This is a genomic window from Ruegeria sp. ABD4_443 (genome assembly GCF_056160865.1).
Genome location: NZ_JBSWYA010000005.1, coordinates 270533 through 287592 on the forward strand (window position 1 = coordinate 270533; position 17060 = coordinate 287592).

22 protein-coding genes and 1 tRNA gene are annotated in these 17060 nt (G+C 60.7%); 13 read left to right on the forward strand and 10 right to left on the reverse strand.

Annotation, left to right across the window (positions count from 1 at the left end; translation table 11 throughout):
- Nucleotides 1-141: 141 nt before the first annotated feature.
- The 4 genes from ACXAG8_RS12335 (at nt 142) to ACXAG8_RS12350 (ending at nt 1789) form a co-directional block, all read left to right on the forward strand.
- Nucleotides 142-504 (forward strand): RidA family protein, encoded by a 363-nt coding sequence (locus ACXAG8_RS12335; protein WP_475225216.1) that lies wholly within the window; start codon nt 142-144, stop codon nt 502-504.
- Nucleotides 505-584: 80 nt separating this feature from the next.
- A complete protein-coding gene (locus ACXAG8_RS12340) occupies nt 585-968 on the forward strand; it encodes an NADH:ubiquinone oxidoreductase subunit NDUFA12 (protein ID WP_475225219.1) in 384 nt (127 codons plus the stop codon).
- A 12-nt stretch (nt 969-980) separates the two neighbouring features.
- The gene (mlaD, locus tag ACXAG8_RS12345; protein WP_475225222.1) at nt 981-1433 is read left to right on the forward strand and encodes an outer membrane lipid asymmetry maintenance protein MlaD; all 453 of its coding nucleotides are present in this window, start codon (nt 981-983) and stop codon (nt 1431-1433) included.
- On the forward strand, nt 1430-1789 hold the full coding sequence (locus ACXAG8_RS12350; protein WP_475225226.1) for a DUF2155 domain-containing protein: 360 nt from the start codon (nt 1430-1432) through the stop codon (nt 1787-1789). Before mlaD ends, ACXAG8_RS12350 begins: the two co-directional genes overlap by 4 nt.
- Here ACXAG8_RS12350 and aat read toward each other — a convergent pair.
- From aat to ACXAG8_RS12370, 4 genes are all read right to left on the reverse strand, one after another.
- Nucleotides 1753-2385, reverse strand: a complete 633-nt coding sequence (gene aat, locus ACXAG8_RS12355) for a leucyl/phenylalanyl-tRNA--protein transferase (RefSeq protein WP_475225231.1) — start codon at nt 2383-2385, stop codon at nt 1753-1755. The two genes, ACXAG8_RS12350 and aat, sit on opposite strands and share 37 nt — an antisense overlap.
- Nucleotides 2386-2433: 48 nt before the next feature.
- Entirely contained in the window at nt 2434-3783 is a 1350-nt protein-coding gene (gene accC, locus ACXAG8_RS12360) for an acetyl-CoA carboxylase biotin carboxylase subunit (RefSeq protein ID WP_475225234.1), read from the reverse strand.
- Between the two features lie 9 nt (nt 3784-3792).
- The gene (accB, locus tag ACXAG8_RS12365) at nt 3793-4290 is read right to left on the reverse strand and encodes an acetyl-CoA carboxylase biotin carboxyl carrier protein (RefSeq protein WP_475225239.1); all 498 of its coding nucleotides are present in this window, start codon (nt 4288-4290) and stop codon (nt 3793-3795) included.
- Nucleotides 4291-4442: 152 nt separating this feature from the next.
- Nucleotides 4443-4979 (reverse strand): LuxR C-terminal-related transcriptional regulator, encoded by a 537-nt coding sequence (locus ACXAG8_RS12370; RefSeq protein WP_475225243.1) that lies wholly within the window; start codon nt 4977-4979, stop codon nt 4443-4445.
- A 253-nt stretch (nt 4980-5232) separates the two neighbouring features.
- On the opposite strand from ACXAG8_RS12370, the gene ACXAG8_RS12375 reads away from it, so the two are divergent.
- From ACXAG8_RS12375 to ACXAG8_RS12395, 5 genes are all read left to right on the forward strand, one after another.
- Nucleotides 5233-6528, forward strand: a complete 1296-nt coding sequence (locus ACXAG8_RS12375; RefSeq protein WP_475225246.1) for a helix-turn-helix domain-containing protein — start codon at nt 5233-5235, stop codon at nt 6526-6528.
- Nucleotides 6529-6605: 77 nt separating this feature from the next.
- Nucleotides 6606-6986 (forward strand): response regulator transcription factor, encoded by a 381-nt coding sequence (locus tag ACXAG8_RS12380; protein ID WP_475225249.1) that lies wholly within the window; start codon nt 6606-6608, stop codon nt 6984-6986.
- Nucleotides 6983-7303, forward strand: a complete 321-nt coding sequence (locus ACXAG8_RS12385) for a hypothetical protein (protein ID WP_475225252.1) — start codon at nt 6983-6985, stop codon at nt 7301-7303. The genes ACXAG8_RS12380 and ACXAG8_RS12385 overlap by 4 nt, the downstream gene beginning before the upstream one ends.
- Nucleotides 7291-9969 (forward strand): ATP-binding protein, encoded by a 2679-nt coding sequence (locus tag ACXAG8_RS12390; protein ID WP_475225257.1) that lies wholly within the window; start codon nt 7291-7293, stop codon nt 9967-9969. The genes ACXAG8_RS12385 and ACXAG8_RS12390 overlap by 13 nt, the downstream gene beginning before the upstream one ends.
- Before the next feature lie 80 nt (nt 9970-10049).
- The gene (locus ACXAG8_RS12395) at nt 10050-11168 is read left to right on the forward strand and encodes a FliM/FliN family flagellar motor C-terminal domain-containing protein (RefSeq protein WP_475225264.1); all 1119 of its coding nucleotides are present in this window, start codon (nt 10050-10052) and stop codon (nt 11166-11168) included.
- A gap of 5 nt (nt 11169-11173) precedes the next feature.
- Here ACXAG8_RS12395 and ACXAG8_RS12400 read toward each other — a convergent pair whose 3' ends face one another.
- From ACXAG8_RS12400 to ACXAG8_RS12415, 4 genes are read right to left on the reverse strand one after another with little or no spacing between them, the layout of a single operon-like run.
- A complete protein-coding gene (locus ACXAG8_RS12400) occupies nt 11174-11605 on the reverse strand; it encodes a protein tyrosine phosphatase family protein (protein WP_475225270.1) in 432 nt (143 codons plus the stop codon).
- A 9-nt stretch (nt 11606-11614) separates the two neighbouring features.
- On the reverse strand, nt 11615-12046 hold the full coding sequence (locus ACXAG8_RS12405; protein WP_475225275.1) for a DUF6691 family protein: 432 nt from the start codon (nt 12044-12046) through the stop codon (nt 11615-11617).
- Nucleotides 12046-12474 (reverse strand): YeeE/YedE family protein, encoded by a 429-nt coding sequence (locus ACXAG8_RS12410; protein ID WP_475225278.1) that lies wholly within the window; start codon nt 12472-12474, stop codon nt 12046-12048. The genes ACXAG8_RS12405 and ACXAG8_RS12410 overlap by 1 nt, the downstream gene beginning before the upstream one ends.
- A 33-nt stretch (nt 12475-12507) precedes the next feature.
- Nucleotides 12508-13371 carry an MBL fold metallo-hydrolase gene (locus ACXAG8_RS12415; protein WP_475225283.1) on the reverse strand — a complete coding sequence of 288 codons (864 nt, stop codon included), beginning with the start codon at nt 13369-13371 and terminating at the stop codon, nt 12508-12510.
- Nucleotides 13372-13614: 243 nt separating this feature from the next.
- On the opposite strand from ACXAG8_RS12415, the gene ACXAG8_RS12420 reads away from it, so the two are divergent.
- Nucleotides 13615-13830 carry a hypothetical protein gene (locus tag ACXAG8_RS12420; RefSeq protein WP_475225289.1) on the forward strand — a complete coding sequence of 72 codons (216 nt, stop codon included), beginning with the start codon at nt 13615-13617 and terminating at the stop codon, nt 13828-13830.
- A 9-nt stretch (nt 13831-13839) separates the two neighbouring features.
- On the opposite strand, the gene ACXAG8_RS12425 is transcribed toward ACXAG8_RS12420, so the two are convergent.
- Complete coding sequence (locus tag ACXAG8_RS12425; RefSeq protein ID WP_475225295.1) at nt 13840-14058, reverse strand: hypothetical protein; 219 nt, start codon at nt 14056-14058, stop codon at nt 13840-13842.
- 167 nt (nt 14059-14225) lie between these two features.
- On the opposite strand from ACXAG8_RS12425, the gene ACXAG8_RS12430 reads away from it, so the two are divergent.
- Nucleotides 14226-14492: a DUF2312 domain-containing protein gene (locus ACXAG8_RS12430; RefSeq protein ID WP_475225298.1), complete on the forward strand. Its 267-nt coding sequence runs from the start codon at nt 14226-14228 to the stop codon at nt 14490-14492.
- Between the two features lie 20 nt (nt 14493-14512).
- Here ACXAG8_RS12430 and ACXAG8_RS12435 read toward each other — a convergent pair whose 3' ends face one another.
- Complete coding sequence (locus ACXAG8_RS12435) at nt 14513-15388, reverse strand: hypothetical protein (RefSeq protein ID WP_475225301.1); 876 nt, start codon at nt 15386-15388, stop codon at nt 14513-14515.
- Nucleotides 15389-15569: 181 nt separating this feature from the next.
- On the opposite strand from ACXAG8_RS12435, the gene ACXAG8_RS12440 reads away from it, so the two are divergent.
- A tRNA-Thr gene (locus tag ACXAG8_RS12440) sits at nt 15570-15645 on the forward strand.
- A 331-nt stretch (nt 15646-15976) separates the two neighbouring features.
- Nucleotides 15977-17026: a C4-dicarboxylate TRAP transporter substrate-binding protein gene (locus ACXAG8_RS12445; protein ID WP_475225308.1), complete on the forward strand. Its 1050-nt coding sequence runs from the start codon at nt 15977-15979 to the stop codon at nt 17024-17026.
- Nucleotides 17027-17060: the final 34 nt, after the last annotated feature.

Consider the following 17060-nt stretch of genomic DNA (forward strand, 5'->3'; position numbering starts at 1 on the left):
CGGGCGACTCCCCCGGGATATTTGTGGCCAGATGAAGCTGCGGATCCTCCATTCATCTGGCTATAAATATCCCGGAGCGCGAGGCAGAGCCTCGCATGGTTGGTCAGAAACCGGGCCGGTCAATTGGACATGGAAAATACGATGACAATCAGGCGTATCCCTTCCGGCGGAGAGTTTGAGGCAAAGGTCGGGTATTGCAGGGCCGTGGTTGCGGGCAACTGGGTTCATGTTGCGGGGACGGTGGGTCAGGGCGACGATGTCGTTGCCCAGTGCCGCTCGGCCCTTTCGATCATCGAAAAAGCGCTTGCCGAGGCCGGGGCGGGTTTTGAGCATGTCGTTCGCGTGACGTATATGTTGCAGGATCGCGCCGAGTTTGAGCCATGCTGGCCGGTATTGGCAGAGACTTTTGGCGCCGCCCCACCTGCGGCGACGATGATTGAATGTGGCCTGATCGACCCCAAATACCGGATCGAGATTGAAGTCACCGCATATCTGCCGGAGTGACGCAGAAGCGCCTTGTGGCACTGGACCTTGGCGCACCTTTGGTCCATACCGTTGCAGGAGCGAAATGCCGGAGGCAACCGATGGGAATCCTGAACACTCTTTTGCGCGCCGTGACGTGGTGGAACGGGGCAACCCTGAACACGCAGATCTTTACTGCGCGCAAGGGCGTCAAGGTGGGCGAAGACGACGCGGGCAATGTTTTCTACCGAACAGCCGATGACAGCCGCCGGTGGGTGATTTTCAATGGCGAGGCCGAGGCCAGCCGGGTCGACCCTGACTGGCATGGTTGGTTGCACCGGACATGGGACGAGCCGCCGACGGACAAGCCTTTGATGCACAAGCCGTGGGAACAACCGCACCAGGAGAACCTGACCGGTACCGCGCTTGCCTATGCGCCCGCTGGATCGTTGCGCCGGGTGGACCCGGTCGAACGGTCTGATTACGAAGCGTGGAGCCCGGAATAAGCGAGGCTAAGGATGTCCACCCACAATATGACCGAAGTCCTTGTCGGCGGGGTTGTTCTGGCCTGTGCCGTCGCATTTGGCGTCTATGCCAGCCAGTCAGCCGGGCTGACACGGGACGCAGGCGGGTATGAACTCGCCGCTTCTTTCCGCTCGCTGGAGGGGGTGGGTATAGGGACCGATGTGCGCCTTGCCGGGGTCAAGATCGGGACCGTAACCGACGTGGATCTTAACCCGGACACCTATCGCGCTGATACGACCTTTTCCGTCAAGGACGGAGTTCTGATCCCCGATGATTCAGCAATCATCATTTCCTCCGAAGGGTTGCTGGGGGGCAACTTTGTTGAAGTCATGCCCGGCGGGTCCCCTTTCTATTTCGAGGCCGGGGACGAGATTGAGGATACGCAAGGTGCGGTCAGCCTGATTTCGCTGCTGGTGAAATTCGTGGCCGGGGACGGCGGCGAATGATGCGCCTTGCCCTGATGGCGCTTGCGCTGACGGCGACGGCGGCCACGGCGCAACAGAAGGTACAGTCGGGTCCGGGGGCCATGTTGCGGGGGCTGGACAAGGTCAGCGGCCAGACCGTGGATATCGAGCTTCAATCGGGGCAGACAAAGACCGTGTTCGGGTTGGATGTCGCGCTGGGTGATTGTCGTTTTCCGGTCGACAACCCAACCGGTGATGCATTCGCCTATCTGACCATCTGGGAACAGGGCAAGTCAGAGCAGTTGTTTGACGGATGGATGATTGCGACCTCGCCAGCGTTGCATGCGCTGGACCATGCCCGCTACGACGTCTGGGTGATCCGCTGTATCACGCCCTGAGGCGACTGTACCAATATGGCTGAAAAATCCGCTGCGGTATTCACGGCCTCCTGCAATTCCTGACGATAGGCGCTTCGCGAAATCTCGATTGCGCCCAGCGACGCGAGATGTGCGGTCAGGAACTGGGTGTCAAACAGCCTAAACCCTGTCTGGCGCAAGCGGTCGACCAGATAGGCCAGCGCGATCTTAGACGTATCGGGCCGCCGCGAAAACATGCTTTCGCCGAAAAAGGCCGCGCCGATTGCGACGCCAAAAACACCGCCGATCAGTTCCTCGCCGTCGTAAACCTCAAGCGAATGGGCGTGACCCAAGTGATAGAGCTGTTGGTACAGGTCGCGCAATTCGGCGTTGATCCACGTGTCCGGTCGGTCTGCGCACCCATCGACAACGCCCAGGAACTGTTGGTCGATTGCTATCTGAAACCCGCAATTCCTGATCCGCCGCGCCAGGCTGCGCGAGATATGGAACCCGTCCAGGGGAAAAACGCCCCGGAGTTTCGGGTCGACCCAGAACAGCTCGTCGGACTCGCGGTTTTCGGCCATCGGGAAAATGCCGATGGAATAGCCATGCATCAACAGTTCGGGTGACAGGCTCATGCGGCAGGTTTGCTGGCCGAAGGGGGGACCCGCTTCGGCCACGCGGTCTTATTGCGCCATGTTCTCCGCAAGCCAGTGCTCCAGCCAGTGGATGTTATAGTCGCCGCTGTGAATGTCCGGTTCCTGAAGCAGGGCGTGAAACAGGGGCACGGTCGTGTCGACGCCATCAACGATCAGTTCACCCAGCGCACGGTTCAGGCGCGCCAGCGCTTCGTTTCGGTCGCGCCCCTGAACGATCAGCTTGCCGATAAGGGAATCGTAGTAGGGCGGGATGGAATACCCGTCATACAGGGCCGAATCCATCCGGACACCAAGCCCCCCAGGCGCATGAAACGCGCTGATCTTGCCAGGGCAGGGGGAAAAGTTCGGCAGCTTTTCCGCGTTGATCCGAACTTCGATGGCGTGGCCGTTGATCTCCAGATCGTCCTGGCCGAACGACATGTCCTCGCCTGCGGCAACAAGGATTTGTTCGCGCACCAGATCGACGCCAAAGATGCCTTCGGTCACCGGGTGTTCCACTTGCAGGCGGGTGTTCATCTCGATGAAGTAGAACTCGCCATTCTCGTACAGGAATTCGATGGTACCCGCGCCGATATAGTTGATCTTGGCAACCGCGTCGGCGCAGATTTTGCCGATCTCGGCACGTTCTTCGGGGGTGATGCAGGGGCCGGGGGCCTCTTCGAACACTTTCTGGTGGCGGCGCTGCAGCGAACAGTCGCGTTCGCCCAAGTGAACCGCCTTGCCCTTGCCGTCGCCAAAGACCTGAATCTCGATATGGCGGGGCGTGGTCAGGTATTTCTCGATATAGACCTCGTCATTGCCAAAGGCGGCCTTGCCCTCGGCCCGCGCGGTCATAAAGGCGCTTTCCATGTCATCTGCGGTCTGCGCGACTTTCATGCCGCGCCCGCCACCGCCGGCGGTCGCCTTGATGATGACGGGATATCCGAATTCCTCGCCGATGCGCTTGGCATCAGCCAAAGTGGGAACACCGCCGTCCGATCCCGGAACACATGGCACGCCAAGCGCCTTCATGGTGTCCTTGGCGGTGATCTTGTCGCCCATCACGCGGATATGTTCGGCGGTGGGGCCGATGAAGGTGATGCCGTGGTCTTCAACGATCTGCACGAATTCGGCATTTTCGGACAGGAAACCATAGCCGGGATGGATCGCCTGCGCGCCGGTGATCTCGCAGGCCGAGATGATCGCGGGCACGGACAAATAGCTGCTTGGGCTGGGCGGAGGGCCGATGCACACCGATTCGTCGGCCATGCGCACATGCATCGCATCGCTGTCGGCGGTCGAATGGACGGCGACCGTCGCAATCCCCATCTCTCGCGCGGCGCGGATGACGCGCAGGGCGATCTCGCCTCGGTTGGCAATCAGGATCTTGTCGAACATGGGCCCGCCTTACTCAACGATGACCAGAGGGGTGCCAAATTCCACGGCGTCGCCATCGCCCACGAGGATGCGCTTGATGGTGCCCGATTTGGGGGCGTGGATATGGTTCATGGTTTTCATCGCTTCGACAATCAGCAACGTGTCGCCTTCCGACACGGATGCGCCGACGCTGATAAAGGCCGGTGCGCCGGGTTCGGGTTGCATGTAGACGGTTCCAACCATCGGCGAGGTCACGGCGCCGGGGTGGCTGGCCGGGTCATCGCTTGCCGCCGGGGCTTCGGCTGCTGCGGCGGCCGGGGCGGGCGCTGCGGCAAGGGCTGCCGCGGCCGGGGCCGCCACCTGAACCGGAGCAGCGGCAACCTGAACAGCACGGCTGACGCGCACATTCAGGCTGTCTTCTTCGCCGTACTCGCGTTTGACCTGCAATTCGGTCAGGTCGTTTTCACGCAGCAACTCGGCCAGTGCCTTGATAAACGCCACGTCCGATTCGTGTTTGGTATCTGTCATGAGTGTCCTCGAAGGTTCCCCTAGGGCCCGTCTGTCTGGCGCGGGCTTTGGTCTGATTACGCAGCGTTATAAGCCATGCGGTCGGCCATGAAAAGCGCAGTCTCGGCCGTTGAAATAGGGGTTTGGACGCAAAACGCAACCGGTCGGGCCGATTACAGGGGCATCCCGGATAATTTGGCCACGAGTTCGGGCAGTTTGCGTGCGCCGAACTTTTCCAGCAGCCGGGCGCGATAGGCTTCGATCGTCCGATAGCTCAGCCCCAGCTCGCCGCCGATTTCCTTGGCCGACAACCCACGGCAGGACAGGATCGCAACCTCGCGCTCCCTTTGGGTCAACTCAACCAGCGGCCGTTCCTCGGAAATATCCGAAAAGCTCCAGATGCCGTGGCGAAACGGATCGTCCGGGGTCAGCGACCTGCCGCGCGCGCGGCACCAGAACAAATCGCCATTGCGACGCCGCATGACTCGTTCGTCGGTGTAATAGCCCGTGTCCCGCATGACTTGCAGACTGCGTTGGCCAATCCGTTCCCAGTCGGCCACCGAGGGATAGAGATGCAACAGCGGCATGTTGCGATAGTCTTCTTCGGTGCCGCCGAACGTGCGCGAAAACTGCAGGTTGCAACGCCGGATCACTCGGTTTTCGAGTTCGACAAGCCCGATTGGGGCATATTCGAAGGCCGGATCGCTCATATACCTATCGTGACGGGTATTGCGGCAAATTAGAAGGGGCTGGCCCCAGAAACATGGATTTCAGTCGTGGGCAGGTGCGCCTGCGGGGGCTGTCAATTCTGCAACGACAGGGGGTGTTGTGGCCGAAAGGTTGTTAATCTTGTAAACTGTATTTGAAAATAGTCCCGCAAGGCGCAACAATCCAAGCGTTAATCTGAAAACCGGGCCGTTCGAATGTGGGCGCGCGGGATCGATCTGGGCAGGGGGAAACCGGGTGCGCGACACGCTGACTGGCAGCAGAATTCGCGAAAGGCGGCAGATTTCCGGGCTGCGGCAGGCCGAACTGGCCCGCCTGGTCGGGATATCGGCGTCTTATCTGAACCTGATTGAACACAACAGGCGCCGGATCGGAGGCAAGCTGCTGGTCGATATCGCCGCTGCCCTGGCGGTCGAGCCATCGGTTTTGACCCAGGGGATCGAGGCGACGCTGATCTCGGCCCTGCGCGAGGCTGCCGCAGATGCTGTCGGGCAAAAGGCCGAGGTGGACGGTCTGGATGAATTTGCAGGGCGCTTTCCGGGTTGGGCGGGCGTTCTTGCGCAAATGCACAGCCGGGTGGTGTCGCTGGAACGCACCGTGGAAACACTGGCCGACCGCCTGACGCATGACCCGCAGATCGCGGCGTCCATGCACGAAGTTCTGTCGACCGCGGCCGCCATTCGGTCCACAGCGGCGATTCTGGCCGAGCCGGGGGAAATCGGCGCTGAGTGGCGCGACCGGTTTCACAAGAACCTGCACCAGGACGCAGAGCGTTTGGCCGAAAGTTCCAAGGCTCTGGTCGCATATCTGGATGACAGCGAAAGCGCCGATGACAAAAGCGGCATTCCGCTGGAAGAGGTCGAGGCGTTTTTTGCCGGTCAGGGCCATCATTTCCCGGAAATCGAACAGGGACAGGATGCCGGGCAGATTTCGTTGGACGACCTGGATTCGGGTGCGGCCAAGACGGTGGCGCGGGAAATGCTTGCCGTGTATGCGGCGGACGCGGCCGCCATGCCGCTGGATCAAATGCGGGACGCTCTGGCCGGGCAAGACGTTGATCCGCTAAAGCTGGCGGCTCGGTTTTCGGTCGATCTGCCGACGGTGTTGCGCCGTTTGGCTTTCCTTCCCAAGGACCTGCTGCCACAACCCGCAGGTCTGGCGATCTGCGATGCGTCCGGCAGTGTCCTTTTCTATAAGCCCGTGCCGGGGTTTGCGCTGCCGCGCCATGGCGAAGCCTGTCCGTTATGGCCGCTTTTCACCGCCCTCAACCGGCCGCTTGTTCCGCTTCGCAAACGGATTACACAGCTTGGCCGGACGATTGCCGAATTTGAGTGTTATGCCATTGCCTGGCCGCAGGCAGTGGCGGGCTTTGACGCGGACCCGGTATACCGGTCGGTCATGCTGGTGCTGCCGACGGATTCCGCCTTGCCCGAGCGTTCCAATGCCTCAGAGGTCGGAACAAGTTGCCGTATCTGCCCCAGGAACCAATGCGAAACGCGGCGCGAGCCGTCGATTCTGAGCGAAGGTTTTTGACAGTTTCGTTTCAGTCCGATTAATCTGTTTCCTGTGGGTGGCCAGGTATATTACCGGCCATGGGGAGGAATATGTAGATGAGCCGCAAGGTTCTGCTGATTGAGGACGAGCCCAATATCACCGAGGCGATCCGGTTCCTGTTGACCCGAGAGGGTTGGCAGGTCGAAACACATGCCGAAGGCACAGACGCGGTACAGGTGATCCTGGCCGCCGAACCTGATCTGGTGATCCTGGATGTGATGTTGCCCGGCAAAAGCGGCATGGATGTCCTGAGGGACCTGCGCGAGCATGAAAACATGGCCCGTCTGCCGGTTCTCATGCTGACGGCGCGGGGCCAGTCGCGCGACCGCGAAATGGCGGAAAATGCCGGTGTCAGCCGCTTTATGACCAAACCATTCTCGAATTCCGAGGTTCTGACTGCTGTGCGTGACCTTCATGCGCAGGCGTCGCAGTCATGACAACCGATCCGGGCGGTGAACCTCGGCCTTCGGGTGCGCGGCAATCGCTGTTCCTGGAACGTCAAAGCTATCGCCGGCGCAGGCTGGCCGATGCGGCGCGGCTGCTGCCTTTTCTGGGTGCTGCGCTGATCGCATTGCCCCTGCTTTGGCCCGACGGGAGTTCTGACGAAGCGCCCGTGCCGCTGTCTTCGGCAATCTATTACATCTTTATCTGCTGGGTCGGCCTGATCCTGTGCAGCCTTTTGTTCGGCCTGGCCGCACGGCGTATGAGCAGGCGCGAAGATACCGGGCCGGAGACCCAGAAATGGCAACGCTGAATGTCTTGATTCTGGTGTGCCTCGGCTATGTCGTGCTGCTGTTCGGTGTGGCCTTTGCCGCAGACCGGCTGGCCGCTGCGGGGCGGGGCAGGTGGTTGCGTTCGCCGTTGATCTACACGCTGTCCCTGTCGATCTATTGCACCGCCTGGACGTTCTACGGCGCGGTGGGAAACGCCGCACGGTCTGGCCTGGAATTCGTGACGATCTATCTTGGGCCGACGCTTGTGATGATAAGCTGGTGGTGGGGCCTGCGCAAACTGGTGCGGGTCGGTCGTAGCCAGCGCGTGACATCCATCGCTGACCTTGTCTCATCGCGCTATGGCAAGTCAAACACGCTGGCGATCTGCGTCACCATCCTGGCCGTTCTGGGTGGGACGCCATATATCGCGCTTCAGCTTCAGTCGATTACCCTGTCGTTTTCGATCTTCGCCGAAGCGGACCCGTCGGGCCTGTACCGCGAGGGGTCCAGCGTGTTCTGGGTCGCCGCCGGGTTGGCGGTGTTCGCGATCCTGTTCGGAACCCGAAACCTGGATGTGAACGAACGTCACCACGGTGTCGTCACGGCCATCGCGGTGGAATCCGTGGTCAAACTGTTTGCCCTGCTCGCCGTGGGCATCTTTGTGGTCTGGGGGGTCGCCGGGGGAATCGGCCCGATAATGGACCGCATCGACGCCTCGGAAATCGGGCAGTGGCAGGTGGACGGAGGGCGCTGGACCGCGATCACGTTCTTGTCCGCCGCCGCCTTTGTCTGCCTGCCGCGCATGTTTCAAGTCATGGTCGTCGAAAATGACGACGAGGGGCATCTGCGAACGGCTGCATGGGCCTTTCCCCTGTACCTTTTGCTGATGAGCTTGTTCGTCATTCCAATCGCGGTGGTTGGGTTGGACCTGATGCCAGCCGGGTCAAACCCCGACCTGTTCGTTCTGACCGTCCCCCTGTCGCAGGGCAATGACTGGCTGGCCATGCTGTCCTTTATCGGTGGGTTCTCATCCGCCACGTCGATGGTGATTGTCACCGCAATGGCCCTGTCGACCATGGTGTCGAACCATCTTGTCATGCCCATCTGGCTGAGCATGCAGGAAAGCAAAAGCTCGGTCTCGGGGGATGTGCGAACCATCGTCCTGATGGCGCGCCGGATCTCGATTGCCGCGATCATGTGCCTGGGGTTCTTTTACTATCGCTTGTCCGGGGGCGGTGCGGCGCTGGCCTCAATCGGATTGGTGGCCTTTGCCGGGATATCGCAGATCTTGCCGGCGCTGGTTGGCGGCCTGTTCTGGCGCGGCGCGACGCGCGCCGGCGCGCTGGCAGGGCTGAGCGTGGGGTTCGGGTTGTGGATCTATACCTTGTTGCTGCCCGGAATGGGCGGCTGGGTGATGCCCGAGACTGTTCTGCAAAACGGCCCCTTCGGGATCGGGTGGCTGCGCCCTCAGGCCATGTTCGGGCTTGAGGGGATCGACCCGATGACCCACACGGTTCTGTGGTCTCTGGCGCTTAATACCATTGCCTTTTGCGTAACCTCGCTGCTGAGCTTTCCAAGCCCGCTGGAACGTCTGCAAGGCGCGCAGTTCGTCAATGTTTTCGACCATTCGGTCGCGCCGCGCGGATGGAGCGGGTCGGTGGCCCAAAGCGAAGACCTGATGATCATGACGCAGCGCATCCTGGGCGCCGTGCCCGCGCAGGAGTTTTTTCAGCTCGAGGCCGAACAACAGGGCGGCAGGGGGCGGCTGCCCGAACCAACACCGGGATTTCTTGAGAGGCTCGAACGTGAGCTTAGCGGGTCGGTGGGAGCGGCGACCGCCCATGCGATGATCGGGCAGATTGTCGGCGGGTCGTCGGTTTCGGTCGAAGACCTGCTGGCCGTTGCGGACGAATCCGCGCAGTTGCTGGAATATTCGGGCCAGCTCGAAGCGAAATCTGCCGAGTTGAGCCGTACCGCCCGGCAATTGCGTGAAGCCAATGCGAAACTGACGCAAATTTCCATGCAGAAGGATGCATTTCTTGGCCAGGTTAGCCATGAATTGCGCACGCCCATGACCTCGATCCGGGCATTTTCCGAGATCATGCGCGACACCGAAGAACTTAGCCCCGAGGAAAAGACGCGCTATGCGGCGATCATTCATGACGAGGCGCTGCGCCTGACGCGCCTGCTGGACGATCTTCTGGACCTGAGCGTTCTGGAAAGCGGCCAGGTCAGCCTGAACATGGGAGAGGCAACGTTGCATTCGGTGCTGGACAGGGCAGTTTCCACCGCGCTGGCCGGGGCCGAGCGCCCATTGACAATCAAACGCACAAAACCGTCCGAACGGATATCATTGCACACTGATCTTGACCGGCTTGGGCAGGTTTTCATCAACGTGATCTCGAACGCGCAGAAATATTGTGATGCCGCTGATCCGGTGCTGACGATCACGGTCCATGATGTTGGCGGTCAGGCGGTGGTCGATTTTGTCGACAATGGCAGCGGTATCCCCCCCGAGGCCCAATCCATGGTATTCGAGAAATTCGCGCGGGTCGGGATCGACAAGGCAGGCGGCGCCGGGTTGGGCCTTGCGATCTGTGACGAGATCATGCAGCGGCTGGGCGGCGAAATCAGCTATTTGCCGGGGCAGGACGGGGCGGCGTTCCGGGTCAGTTTGCCGCTGGCTTACCGGCAGGCTGCGCAATAACCGAAGGACCATAAAGATATTGGTAAGGGTCGGCGGGTTAAACCTGATCTGAGTTCTGTCAAATCCGGTGGTTGGCTACGATGACCAGACATGTGAACGCGGCCCTGGCACGCAAGCTTGCCGCTGGGCAGCGCGATACCGTCGAACGGCCGCGCACCCTGTTGCGGGCGCTGCGGTTGACCTTGGCCAAGGCCGCAAGCGAGCGGTTGAACCTGCCGCTGTCGGTTATCGGCATCCGGCAAGGCGCGCGCAGGCAGGATGATCTTACGGCCGGGATCGCAGGGAGCTGGCTGCTTTTGACATTTGTCGCCGACGGCGGACAGGTGGCGGCGGCCTGCCTTGATCCGGTCTGCGTTACGGCCATCGTGCAGATGCAAACGCTGGGTGAGGTCCTGCCGGGCGCACCCGCGGCGCGCCCCTTTACGGATACGGATGCGGCAATGGTCGCCCCGCTGATGGAGGACGTGCTGTCACGCGCCCCCGAACAGGTCGTTGATCCGCAAGGCGCGGTCGATCTGGACCCTTTCGAGTACGCGGGCCGCGCGGCGGATTTGCATGAATTGTCACTGGCGCTGTGCGACGACGGGTACCAGGCGTTTGACCTGACGGTGGAACTGACCGGCGGCACCCAGCAGGGCCAGATAACCCTGCTGCTGCCGCTGAAACCGGACGTCCAGGACGAAGATGCCCCGGACCCAGCGGATGGCGGGCGCAATCTGGAACAGGCCAGCGGTGTGATGCGGGCCGAGCTGAACGCGGTCATTTGCAGGGTGGTTGTTCCGCTTTCCGAGTTCTCGCACCTAAAGGCGGGGGACATGATGCCCCTGGCGGGGGCGAGGCTGGACAGAACCGAAACGCTGACGGTCGACAAGACACGGGTTGCCATCGGGCGCTTGGGCCAATGCGGCGGGATGCGGGCCGTGCGTATCAACGAACAGATGCACGCGGCGGTTCTGTTGGCAGCGGGCGAGAACGAATTTACCGCAGCCGGACCCACGGCGCCTGTACCGGACGACGAGGTGCCCGTCAGCCCCCCGGCAAATGCCACGCCGCAGACGACCGACATCTTACAATCGCTGGACGGGCAGATAATGGCTGATGATGACTTGCCGCACGGCAGTTCAGAACGTATCGCCCAAGAAATCTCGCAATTGGCCGGGTTGGGCACGGCTCCGGGTGAACCCGACGCCCACGGGTGACACGTTTAGCTGCCCGAGCGGCGTATCTGGTCCAATGTCGGTCTGAGGTTGTCCAGGGCATACCCGGCCTTGCCCGTCGCGTCGAGGATTTCGTCAGTGGTCATCGCGTTGCATTGCCCCAAGGCCCAGATGACGGAACAGCGCGTGCCCGACGCGCAATACGCCAGAACCGGCCCGCTGCAACTTTCGGCCAGGTCTTTTTGCAGGGCAACATTGTCGGGGGTCATCGTCTGGTGCGTCAGCTCCAGCACTTCGTATTCCAACCCCGCAGCCCGAACGGCCTCGCCAATGGCATCAGATTGCAGATCCGCGGGAACCTCGGAATTCGGGCGGTTGCAGATCACTTTGACAAATCCGGCCGCAGCAATGGCCGGGACGTCCTCGACACTGATTTGGGGCGAGACGGCGTAGCGGGGGGTTATCGGGCGAATCTCCATATCAATTGCTTAGGTCGCGTTTGCGATCCTGTCCAGTTGTGTCCCGACCTTTGGGGCCGCGATCATCCCCGCGACCATCGCGACCAGAAAGACCACACCGGCCGTGCCGCCGAAGCTGAGCGATGCCATGGCCGGCCCCGGGCACAGCCCCGCCAGGCCCCAACCCATGCCGAACAGCACCGATCCCGCCACAAGTCGCCGGTCAAGTTCGGGCCGCGGCGGGGCCGGAAACTGCCCTCCGGCCAGCGGTTGCCGATTTCGGGTGAAACGCCATGCGATCAGCATGGGCAGGATTGCGCCGCCCATCACGAAGGCCAGTGTCGGGTCCCATTGGCCGAACACGTCCAGCCAACCCTGTACCTTGGTGGTGTCCGTCATCCCCGAAATCAACAGGCCGGTTCCAAACAACATGCCCGCCAAGGCCGCCAGAATCCCCCGCATCAGATCACTCCCCATACGTGCCGGAACAGGGCGATTGTCATGCCGCCCGCCAGGATGTAGAACACGGTCGCGACAATGCCGCGCAAAGAAAACCGCGAGATTCCGCACACGCCGTGCCCCGAAGTGCACCCGTTGGCGATGCGCGTCCCGACCCCGACAAGCAGGCCAGCGGCGATCACCACGGCCAGGTCCGGCGTCAGATGCGTTTCAGATTGCGGCGCGATCAGGGGCCGCAAGACCAGGGGCGCGCCGATCACACCGGCAATAAAGGCCAGCCGTTCGCCCAGGTTGCCTTTGCCGGTCCCATCCACAAGGCCGCCCAGGATTCCGCTGGCGCCCATGACCCGGCCATTTCCCAGCAGGAACACCGCGCCACCAAGGCCAATCAGCAAGCCGCCGACCAATCCCCAAATCCATTCCGGGTTCATTGTTGTATTCCTTTTGAATTACGCGTTGTTCGGTCAGATCTTGTCGACCGGAATTTTCAGAAAGACATTCCCGTCGTCATCGGCCGGGGGCATTTGCCCGGCTCGCATATTCACCTGCAGCGACGGCAGGATCAGACGCGGCATGTCCAGCGTCGCGTCGCGCGCGTCGCGCATCTGGCAAAACTCTTCGATGCTGCGGCCCTGACCGATGTGAATGTTCAGCGCCTTTTGTTCGCCTACGGTGGTTTCCCACGCATAGTCGTCGCGGCCGGGGGCCTTGTAGTCATGGCCGACAAAGATCCGGGTTTCATCCGGAAGCGACAGGATTTTCTGGATCGACTCGAACAGGCGGGCCGAAGACCCCCCCGGAAAGTCGCAGCGCGCCGTTCCGAAATCGGGCATGAACAGCGTATCCCCGACAAAGGCGGCGTCGCCGATGACATAGGTCAGGCAGGCCGGGGTGTGCCCCGGTGTATGCAAGACATCCCCGCGCAGCTGGCCGATATGAAAACTGTCGCCTTCCGAAAGCAATGCATCGAACTGGCTGCCGTCACGCTGGAATTCGGTGCCTTCGTTGAACACTTTTCCAAACGTGTCCTGCACCACGATGATATTCTCACCGATCCCGATCTTGCCGCCCAGTTTCTGTTGCAGATACGGCGCCGCCGACAAGTGATCTGCGTGAACATGGCTTTCCAGAATCCAGTCCACCCTCAGCCCTGCCTTTTGAACGTAATCCACGATCTGGTCGGCCGAGCTGGTATCCGTGCGACCCGATGCATGGTCGAAATCCAGAACGCTGTCGATAATGGCGCACGCGTTTCCTTCGGGTTCCTGAACCACGTAGGACACGGTGAAGGTCTGCGGATCGAAGAAGGCTTTTACCAGAGGTGTCATGGAGGTCTCCCGCATATCGTCTGTTTCATATATTGATAACGGAATATGATTCAAGTTCCAATGCAGAACTTGATGTCTGTCAAGGCAGCACCAGTCAAAATAGCCTATGAATTGTGCGACCTGCGGTGGGTCGCCATTTTTCCGGTGAATGACAGGCGACTTTCCGCAGGGGGCCAGCAAGTCTCAAGTTGGTCTTAATGTCGTTACCTATATCTGGCAGACTGGCATTACTGGGAGGAAACAATGACCGTACATGATCTATACGCCGAAGCCGAGCAGCTCGAGCAGCGGCTGCGCGGTGCATGTCAGGACACTCGACTGGCCCTTCGACCAAGCGTCAGCAGGGTTATCGACCGGATGAAAGCGCAAGGCGTTCAGGTTCCGCCGCGCCTGCGACGGCTGGATGCCGCATTGTGCGAAGACGCGGTTGAAGCGCAGTTCGACAACATGCCGGTCTGACCGGGTTGGTCATCCAAGGGAAACGCCCAGGATGACCATCATCAAACCGATGACCGACAGAAAAAGCGAAGCCAGGTTCCACGGCAGAACAGCCTGAACCACGGCGCGCAATTCGTCATCCGAAAGGTTCGACTTGCGCGCTTTCATCACCCGCAGGATACACCACACAAGGCCCAAAAGCCCGGCCAGCGACAGGGTTGCACCCCCCCAGATAATAAAGTCGAACATGGGTTTCCGCCCCTGGCATCCAAGATGGCTTTGCGCTTAGCTGATCGCACCCCACAGCACAAGGCCCGGGCGCGGGTATTGACCGCTTGCGGCCAGCGCGCCGGCGATGTATCCGCCATATTGCCCCCGAGGCACAGCGCAAAATACCAATTCTGAGAGGGACGCAGATGGAAGACATCACCGAAAACCAGGCCTCTGACAACTATCGCGTTACCGCTGGTGAACTGCGGCAGTTCATTGAACGGTTCGAGCGTCTCGAAGCGGAAAAGAAAGACATTGCCGAACAGCAAAAAGAAGTCATGGCCGAAGCCAAGGCCCGCGGTTACGACACCAAGGTCATGCGCAAGGTGATCGCGCTGCGCAAGCGTGACAAGGACGATATCGCCGAGGAAGAGGCGGTTCTGGAAATGTACAAGGAAGCCCTTGGAATGTAAGCCCGATCGGGGCGGCTGCCTCAGGGTCTGATGACGCGAATGTCTGGCATGGTCTGCAATCGTGCCAGGTCCTGCTCGTAAATCTCTGAAAAGGCGTCGACGATGTCTTCGGACCAGCCGGGCAGGTCCAGCGTTTCTTCGATTTCATCCAGCTTGGCATGCGTGTCGAAAATATCGGCAAGCTTGTCCCGTATCGCGTCATCCGCACTGACGGTGTCCTGTCGGACCAGCGCAAGGATTTCGCGTTTCCCGATGTCCGATACAAGCGACGACAACAGCGCATACTCGCTCTGCATCGGTGTGCCTGCGGGCAGGCCAGCCAGCGTCCGCAGAATATCGCCCCAGATCAGGGGCGTGTCTTCGTTGCTCCACAAGGTGACGCGGACATTGGGGGCCAGGTCCCGAATATCCTCGATCATCGTCAGCCAGCTCAGACAGCTCAGGTCGGTGGTGTCCAGAACCTCTTGCCGCGTGGTTTCGTGCAGGGACATCAGAACCTTGGGGATAAAGCTGCCGGGGTTGCGCAGCGCGACGCACAGTTCGACCTCATGCTCGGCGAATACCTTGTCCAGATAGGCTACCCGCTGACCGGCCATCGGGCAAAACTGCCCGTCCTGAATGATGGCGTTGCGCTCACCCAAAAAGCCCGGCGCAGACAGGATTACGCGCCTCGCCGCCGGATCATCAGGTACGACATCCCGCATCGCCGCAAGCTGAAGTGGATCAAGCGGCGCCCCGTGCAGGCCCGCCAGCGGCGCCATGAAACTCTGCCGAAAAACCTTGGGCCCCAGAAAGGACACCCCGTTCTCGGCCAGCATGTTGGCATTTGCCCGCAGGGATTTCAGCAAGAGCCCCTGGTCCGTAAAGGCGGCACCGGCGTGAATGACCACTTGCATGTTACTCAAAATCCTTGCAACCCGAAGTTACTTATGTGGGGGTACAACCTGTACCGGGGACAGTCAAATTGGGAACCTCTCGATTTTCCGCGTGCCGGCGGTTCGGAACAGATGCGATTTTCGGGGGTCGGCAAAAATCTGACTTGCAGTCTGCTTGCAGACTCAGTAATCGACGTCCTGCGCCCCTATAGCTCAGCTGGTAGAGCAACTGATTTGTAATCAGTAGGTCCGCGGTTCGAGTCCGTGTGGGGGCACCATTTTTCCCGACAAGTTGAAATTCGGCACTGCGTCAGGGCGCAACTTTTGCGCGTCTGGAATGCTGCGCCTATGCGCCTTGGGGCCCGGTGTTCGGGGCAATTGGCTGGCCGGGTATGGCCGCGCGCGGTGAATGCGGTGCGGGCCGCCCCTTGTGGCGGGCTTTGGTCCCGGACTGGTCTGGGGCCCGCACATCCTGGATGTCGTGAGCGGCGGCGTTTTGACCGTGAGGCTATCGAGACAACACGCTGCTTGACTTTTCTCAGACGGCTGCACTAGTGTTCGTATAAATGGAATTTAAAACCGCATAGTGGAATTATGGGAGGAGACCCAATGAAATCCCTACGAGCAAGCACCGCCGCCGCGTTGTGCCTGGTGGCTGCGACCGTCGCCAGCGCCGAAACGACCCTGATCCTGGGCGAAGCAGGACCGAATCGGGGTGCGCGGGCTGCCGCGCTGCAATCCTTTGCCGATGATGTGACCGCCCGCACCGATGGCGAGGTCAAGATCGACATCCAGTGGGGTGGCGCGTTGTTCAAGGCCAATGCGGCGGCGCAATCCGTTTCCGACGGGGTTGCCGACCTGGGGACGGTCATTGCCGTGTATTTTCCGCAAGAGATGCTGAGCTATGGTTTTGCCGATCTGCCGATGCTCAATGACGATGCCTGGGTGGGGATGCGCGCAACCGACGAATTGATGCGCAGCTCTGACGCGATCACGGCAAGCCTGGCGGATCAGAACCTTGTTTATATCGGCACCTTCACGACATCGGCTGTCAATATTGCGTGCAAGGATGCGGCGATCCGATCGGTCGAGGATATTTCGGGGCTGAAAATTCGCGGCGTCGGCGCCTATGGCGACACGTTCCGGGATTTTGGTGCCAATATGGTCCCGATGTCGATCTATGATGCCTATCAGGGTCTCGATACCGGGCTGCTGGATTGCTCGCAGGGCTATTCCTATGCGGTGGCGGCGCTGAAACAGCAGGAAGTCATGACCAGCTATACCCTGCTGAACTGGGGGCAGGTCGGTGCCTTGGGCGTGTTCATGAACAAAGACGCCTATGACGCGTTCGACCCTGAAACGCAAACCGCATTGAACGATGCCGGTGTCGCGATGGCGGATAAGCTGGGCGAATTGATTACGACAGCCAATGATGCCGCCGTTGAGACCATGAAGGAGGCCGGTATCGAAGTGATCGACCTGCCCGCGGCCGAGCGCGACAAGCTGGTGCAGCAAGGTCAGCAATATGTCGATGTATGGCTAGAACGCGCGAACGCGGCGGGTCTGGACGGCGGCGCGCTGCTGGAGCAGTTCCAGGTGCTGCTGGAAAAATATTCCGCGGAACGCGACAGCCAGGGGTACCCCTGGGCCCGCGGCTGACGCCCGTTGCTATCAAGCCCGCGGCGTTTGACCG

Excerpts from the sequence above, each read along its gene's own strand:
- ACXAG8_RS12335 (WP_475225216.1), top strand. The coding sequence starts at position 142 with ATGACAATCAGGCGTATCCCTTCCGGCGGAGAGTTTGAGGCAAAGGTC.
- ACXAG8_RS12340 (WP_475225219.1), top strand. The coding sequence starts at position 585 with ATGGGAATCCTGAACACTCTTTTGCGCGCCGTGACGTGGTGGAACGGG.
- mlaD (WP_475225222.1), top strand. The coding sequence starts at position 981 with ATGTCCACCCACAATATGACCGAAGTCCTTGTCGGCGGGGTTGTTCTG.
- ACXAG8_RS12350 (WP_475225226.1), top strand. The coding sequence starts at position 1,430 with ATGATGCGCCTTGCCCTGATGGCGCTTGCGCTGACGGCGACGGCGGCC.
- aat (WP_475225231.1), bottom strand. The coding sequence starts at position 2,385 with ATGAGCCTGTCACCCGAACTGTTGATGCATGGCTATTCCATCGGCATT.
- accC (WP_475225234.1), bottom strand. The coding sequence starts at position 3,783 with ATGTTCGACAAGATCCTGATTGCCAACCGAGGCGAGATCGCCCTGCGC.
- accB (WP_475225239.1), bottom strand. The coding sequence starts at position 4,290 with ATGACAGATACCAAACACGAATCGGACGTGGCGTTTATCAAGGCACTG.
- ACXAG8_RS12370 (WP_475225243.1), bottom strand. The coding sequence starts at position 4,979 with ATGAGCGATCCGGCCTTCGAATATGCCCCAATCGGGCTTGTCGAACTC.
- ACXAG8_RS12380 (WP_475225249.1), top strand. The coding sequence starts at position 6,606 with ATGAGCCGCAAGGTTCTGCTGATTGAGGACGAGCCCAATATCACCGAG.
- ACXAG8_RS12385 (WP_475225252.1), top strand. The coding sequence starts at position 6,983 with ATGACAACCGATCCGGGCGGTGAACCTCGGCCTTCGGGTGCGCGGCAA.
- ACXAG8_RS12390 (WP_475225257.1), top strand. The coding sequence starts at position 7,291 with ATGGCAACGCTGAATGTCTTGATTCTGGTGTGCCTCGGCTATGTCGTG.
- ACXAG8_RS12395 (WP_475225264.1), top strand. The coding sequence starts at position 10,050 with ATGACCAGACATGTGAACGCGGCCCTGGCACGCAAGCTTGCCGCTGGG.
- ACXAG8_RS12400 (WP_475225270.1), bottom strand. The coding sequence starts at position 11,605 with ATGGAGATTCGCCCGATAACCCCCCGCTACGCCGTCTCGCCCCAAATC.
- ACXAG8_RS12405 (WP_475225275.1), bottom strand. The coding sequence starts at position 12,046 with ATGCGGGGGATTCTGGCGGCCTTGGCGGGCATGTTGTTTGGAACCGGC.
- ACXAG8_RS12410 (WP_475225278.1), bottom strand. The coding sequence starts at position 12,474 with ATGAACCCGGAATGGATTTGGGGATTGGTCGGCGGCTTGCTGATTGGC.
- ACXAG8_RS12415 (WP_475225283.1), bottom strand. The coding sequence starts at position 13,371 with ATGACACCTCTGGTAAAAGCCTTCTTCGATCCGCAGACCTTCACCGTG.
- ACXAG8_RS12420 (WP_475225289.1), top strand. The coding sequence starts at position 13,615 with ATGACCGTACATGATCTATACGCCGAAGCCGAGCAGCTCGAGCAGCGG.
- ACXAG8_RS12425 (WP_475225295.1), bottom strand. The coding sequence starts at position 14,058 with ATGTTCGACTTTATTATCTGGGGGGGTGCAACCCTGTCGCTGGCCGGG.
- ACXAG8_RS12430 (WP_475225298.1), top strand. The coding sequence starts at position 14,226 with ATGGAAGACATCACCGAAAACCAGGCCTCTGACAACTATCGCGTTACC.
- ACXAG8_RS12435 (WP_475225301.1), bottom strand. The coding sequence starts at position 15,388 with ATGCAAGTGGTCATTCACGCCGGTGCCGCCTTTACGGACCAGGGGCTC.
- ACXAG8_RS12445 (WP_475225308.1), top strand. The coding sequence starts at position 15,977 with ATGAAATCCCTACGAGCAAGCACCGCCGCCGCGTTGTGCCTGGTGGCT.